The organism is Motilibacter rhizosphaerae, from assembly GCF_004216915.1.
Taxonomy (GTDB): Bacteria; Actinomycetota; Actinomycetes; order Motilibacterales; family Motilibacteraceae; genus Motilibacter; species Motilibacter rhizosphaerae.
Genome location: NZ_SGXD01000012.1, coordinates 1 through 5,442, shown reverse-complemented (window position 1 = coordinate 5,442; position 5,442 = coordinate 1). Strand labels below are relative to the sequence as shown.

Annotated in this window: 3 rRNA genes; all 3 read left to right on the top strand. The window is 60.1% G+C overall.

Annotated elements, in window-relative coordinates:
* Window positions 1-86: 86 nt before the first annotated feature.
* The 3 genes from EV189_RS19875 to rrf all read left to right on the top strand — a co-directional run bounded on the left by EV189_RS19875 (window position 87) and on the right by rrf (window position 5,400).
* A 16S ribosomal RNA gene (locus EV189_RS19875) occupies window positions 87-1,602 on the top strand.
* A gap of 483 nt (window positions 1,603-2,085) precedes the next feature.
* A 23S ribosomal RNA gene (locus EV189_RS19870) occupies window positions 2,086-5,186 on the top strand.
* Between the two features lie 97 nt (window positions 5,187-5,283).
* Window positions 5,284-5,400 (top strand): 5S ribosomal RNA (gene rrf / locus EV189_RS19865).
* Together the 16S, 23S and 5S rRNA genes form the textbook arrangement of a ribosomal RNA operon.
* Window positions 5,401-5,442: the final 42 nt, after the last annotated feature.

Here is a 5,442-nt window from a genome sequence, read left to right as displayed (position 1 = left end):
TGGTGTGGGTGGTGGGTTTCTTTGAGCGCCCCTTCGGGGGTGTTTGAGGGTTTGCTCGATATCGGGTGTCTAGTTTTCTAGATGCTTTGTTGGAGAGTTTGATCCTGGCTCAGGACGAACGCTGGCGGCGTGCTTAACACATGCAAGTCGAGCGGTGAACCCCTTCGGGGGGGATCAGCGGCGAACGGGTGAGTAACACGTGAGCAACCTGCCTCTGGCTTCGGGATAACTCCGGGAAACCGGGGCTAATACCGGATATGACCTCCTGCTGCATGGTGGGGGGTGGAAAGATTCATCGGCCAGAGATGGGCTCGCGGCCTATCAGCTTGTTGGTGGGGTAGTGGCCTACCAAGGCGACGACGGGTAGCCGGCCTGAGAGGGTGACCGGCCACACTGGGACTGAGACACGGCCCAGACTCCTACGGGAGGCAGCAGTGGGGAATATTGCGCAATGGGCGGAAGCCTGACGCAGCGACGCCGCGTGGGGGATGAAGGCCTTCGGGTTGTAAACCTCTTTCAGCAGGGAAGAAGCGCAAGTGACGGTACCTGCAGAAGAAGCACCGGCTAACTACGTGCCAGCAGCCGCGGTAATACGTAGGGTGCAAGCGTTGTCCGGAATTATTGGGCGTAAAGAGCTCGTAGGTGGCGGGTCACGTCGGGTGTGAAAGCCCGGGGCTTAACCCCGGGTCTGCATTCGATACGGGCTTGCTAGGGTCCGGCAGGGGAGACTGGAATTCCTGGTGTAGCGGTGAAATGCGCAGATATCAGGAGGAACACCGGTGGCGAAGGCGGGTCTCTGGGCCGGTACCGACGCTGAGGAGCGAAAGCGTGGGGAGCGAACAGGATTAGATACCCTGGTAGTCCACGCCGTAAACGTTGGGCGCTAGGTGTGGGGAGCATTCCACGTTCCCTGTGCCGTAGCTAACGCATTAAGCGCCCCGCCTGGGGAGTACGGCCGCAAGGCTAAAACTCAAAGGAATTGACGGGGGCCCGCACAAGCGGCGGAGCATGTGGCTTAATTCGACGCAACGCGAAGAACCTTACCAAGGCTTGACATTCACGGTAAAGCCGCAGAGATGTGGTGTCCTTCGGGGCCGTGGACAGGTGGTGCATGGCTGTCGTCAGCTCGTGTCGTGAGATGTTGGGTTAAGTCCCGCAACGAGCGCAACCCTCGTTCCATGTTGCCAGCACTTCGGGTGGGGACTCATGGGAGACTGCCGGGGTCAACTCGGAGGAAGGTGGGGATGACGTCAAGTCATCATGCCCCTTATGTCTTGGGCTGCACACATGCTACAATGGCCGGTACAAAGGGCTGCGATACCGTGAGGTGGAGCGAATCCCAAAAAGCCGGTCTCAGTTCGGATCGGGGTCTGCAACTCGACCCCGTGAAGTCGGAGTCGCTAGTAATCGCAGATCAGCAACGCTGCGGTGAATACGTTCCCGGGCCTTGTACACACCGCCCGTCACGTCACGAAAGTCGGTAACACCCGAAGCCGGTGGCCTAACCCGCAAGGGAGGGAGCTGTCGAAGGTGGGACTGGCGATTGGGACGAAGTCGTAACAAGGTAGCCGTACCGGAAGGTGCGGCTGGATCACCTCCTTTCTAAGGAGCTCTCTTCCCTTCTGGTGCTCGTGTGCTGGTGCTGCTGGTGATCCTGCCCTCTGTGGGGGTGGGGGAGGTGGTGCTGGTCGGGGTGCTGGGGGGCAAGGGGCCACGCCTGGTCCGTATGGGGCTGGGGTGGTCGCGCTCATGGGTGGAACGTCTCCTCGGAGTCCTGCTGGCTGGTGGTCCTGTGTGGCTGCTGGTGGTGGGGGCACGCTGTTGGGTCCTGAGGGAACGAGCTGCGCCCGTGTGGGGTGGGAGCTGGTTGTCTCTGGCCGGTGCACCGGTGGGCATCGCATACCGCGTCTGGTGGGTCCTGGTCTGCTCCTTGTGGGGGTGGGTGGGGTCTGGTGGGGGTGGGTGGGTGTCGTGACGCTGGTGGGTGCCGGGTGGTGTTTGAGAACTGGACAGTGGATGTGTGTTCTGCGAGTGATCTTTTTGCTCGTGTGATTTCGTTGTGGTGTGTGTGTGTTCGTTCGATGCGGCCAAGTTGGTAAGGGCGCACGGTGGATGCCTGGGCATCAGGAGCCGATGAAGGACGTGGGAGGCTGCGTTAAGCCTCGGGGAGCTGCCAACCGAGCGTTGATCCGAGGATGTCCGAATGGGGGAACCCGGCAGTCGTCATGGGCTGTCACCACCGCCTGAATCTATAGGGCGGTTGGAGGGAACGCGGGGAAGTGAAACATCTCAGTACCCGCAGGAAGAGAAAACAACAGTGATTCCGTGAGTAGTGGCGAGCGAAAGCGGATGGTGGCTAAACCATGGCTGTGGAATACCCGGCAGGGGTTGCGGTCGTGGGGTTGTGGGGCGTTCTGTGCTGGTGCTGCCGCGCCGGCGCGCGTGTCCGTTGGGGTAGTCGAAGGTTCTGGGAAGGGCCGGCGGAGAAGGTGAGACCCCTGTAGGCGAAAGTCCAGCGGCGCGTGTATGAGCTGTCCCCGAGTAGCACGGGGCCCGAGAAATCTCGTGTGAATCTGCCAGGACCACCTGGTAAGCCTGAATACTCCCTGATGACCGATAGCGGACTAGTACCGTGAGGGAAAGGTGAAAAGTACCCCGGGAGGGGAGTGAAAGAGTACCTGAAACCGTGTGCCTACAAGCCGTCGGAGCACCCTCGAGGTGTGACGGCGTGCCTTTTGAAGAATGAGCCTGAGAGTTAGCGGCGTGTGGCGAGGTTAACCCGTGTGGGGGAGCCGGAGCGAAAGCGAGTCCGAATAGGGCGTCCAGTCGCACGTTCTAGACCCGAAGCGGGGTGATCTAGCCATGGGCAGGGTGAAGCGCGGGTAAGACCGCGTGGAGGCCCGAACCCACCAGGGTTGAAAACCTGGGGGATGACCTGTGGTTAGGGGTGAAAGGCCAATCAAACTCCGTGATAGCTGGTTCTCCCCGAAATGCATTTAGGTGCAGCGTCGTGTGTTGCTTGCCGGAGGTAGAGCTACTGGATAGCCTAGGGGCCTCACAAGGTTACTGAAGTTAGCCAAACTCCGAATGCCGGTAAGTGCAAGCGCGGCAGTGAGACGGCGGGGGATAAGCTTCGTCGTCGAGAGGGAAACAGCCCAGACCACCAGCTAAGGCCCCCAAGCGTGCGCTAAGTGGGAAAGGATGTGGAGTCGCACAGACAACCAGGAGGTTGGCTTAGAAGCAGCCACCCTTGAAAGAGTGCGTAATAGCTCACTGGTCAAGTGATTCCGCGCCGATAATGTAGCGGGGCTCAAGCGCACCGCCGAAGCTGTGGCATTCCCGTGGTAACCCTAGCATTCGTGTTCAGGGGCGGGGATGGGTAGGGGAGCGTCGTGCCGTGGGTGAAGCAGCACTGGAAGGTAGTTGTGGACGCGGCACGAGTGAGAATTCAGGCATGAGTAGCGAAAGCAGGGTGAGAATCCCTGCCGCCGGATGACCAAGGGTTCCTGGGCCAGGCTGTTCCGCCCAGGGTGAGTCGGGGCCTAAGGCGAGGCCGACAGGCGTAGTCGATGGATAACGGGTTGATATTCCCGTACCCGTGCAAGGACGCCCATGTCGAGGCTGGGGATGCTGAGTCGGTGAAGCCTGCTGATCCTTCGGGTGATGTGGGGGGAGTCGACGACCCGATCCAGTAGTAGGCAAGCGATGGGGTGACGCAGGAAGGTAGGCCAGCCCGGGCGATGGTTGTCCCGGGGTAAGGATGTAGGGTGTGCGGTAGGCAAATCCGCCGCACGGATGCCTGAGATCTGATGCCGAGCCGATTGTGGCGAAGTGGTTGATCCTATGCTGCCAAGAAAAGCCTCTAGCGAGTCCTAGCGCGGCCCGTACCCCAAACCGACACAGGTGGTCAGGTAGAGAATACCAAGGCGATCGAGCGAACCGTGGTCAAGGAACTCGGCAAAATGCCCCCGTAACTTCGGGAGAAGGGGGGCCCTGTCTGGTGACCAGTCTTGCGCTGGGGAGCTGGGTGGGGTCGCAGAGACCAGCGAGAAGCGACTGTTTACTAAAAACACAGGTCCGTGCCAAGTCGCAAGACGATGTATACGGACTGACGCCTGCCCGGTGCTGGAACGTTAAGGGGACCGGTTAGCTCTTCGGGGCGAAGCTGAGAACTTAAGCGCCAGTAAACGGCGGTGGTAACTATAACCATCCTAAGGTAGCGAAATTCCTTGTCGGGTAAGTTCCGACCTGCACGAATGGCGTAACGACTTCTCGGCTGTCTCGACCACGGACTCGGCGAAATTGCACTACGAGTAAAGATGCTCGTTACGCGCAGCAGGACGGAAAGACCCCGGGACCTTTACTATAGCTTGATATTGGTGGTCGGCTCGGCTTGTGTAGGATAGGTGGGAGCCGGTGAAGTCCTCACGCCAGTGAGGGTGGAGGCGACGTTGAAATACCACTCTGGTCGTGCTGGCTGTCTAACTTGGGCCCGTGATCCGGGTCAGGGACAGTGTCTGGTGGGTAGTTTAACTGGGGCGGTTGCCTCCTAAAAGGTAACGGAGGCGCCCAAAGGTTCCCTCAGCCTGGTCGGCAACCAGGTGTCGAGTGCAAGTGCACAAGGGAGCTTGACTGTGAGACCGACAGGTCGAGCAGGAGCGAAAGCTGGGACTAGTGATCCGGCGGTGGCTTGTGGAAGCGCCGTCGCTCAACGGATAAAAGGTACCCCGGGGATAACAGGCTGATCTTGCCCAAGAGTCCATATCGACGGCATGGTTTGGCACCTCGATGTCGGCTCGTCGCATCCTGGGGCTGGAGTAGGTCCCAAGGGTTGGGCTGTTCGCCCATTAAAGCGGTACGCGAGCTGGGTTTAGAACGTCGTGAGACAGTTCGGTCCCTATCCGCTGCGCGCGTTGGAGACTTGCGAAGGGCTGTCCCTAGTACGAGAGGACCGGGACGGACGAACCTCTGGTGTGCCAGTTGTACCGCCAGGTGCATGGCTGGTTGGCTACGTTCGGAAGGGATAACCGCTGAAAGCATCTAAGCGGGAAGCCTGCTTCTAGATGAGGTCTCCCACCTCCTTGAGAGGGTAAGGCTCCCAGCAGACTACTGGGTTGATAGGCCGGACGTGGAAGCGCTGCAAGGTGTGGAGCGGACCGGTACTAATAGGCCGAGGGCTTGACTTCATCGAACGTTCACCCATGCACCACAGTGCACGGGCAAGAGGTCGCGAGCAGGACACGTGTTCACTGTCTGGTTCTGAGACACCATGTCTCGCCGTGTTACGGCGGTCATAGCGGTGGGGAAACGCCCGGTCCCATTCCGAACCCGGAAGCTAAGCCTGCCAGCGCCGATGGTACTGCCACCGAAGGGTGGTGGGAGAGTAGGACACCGCCGGACATCTGTTGTGGGGGGCCGGTCCTCCCCGTCACACCCCCTTTT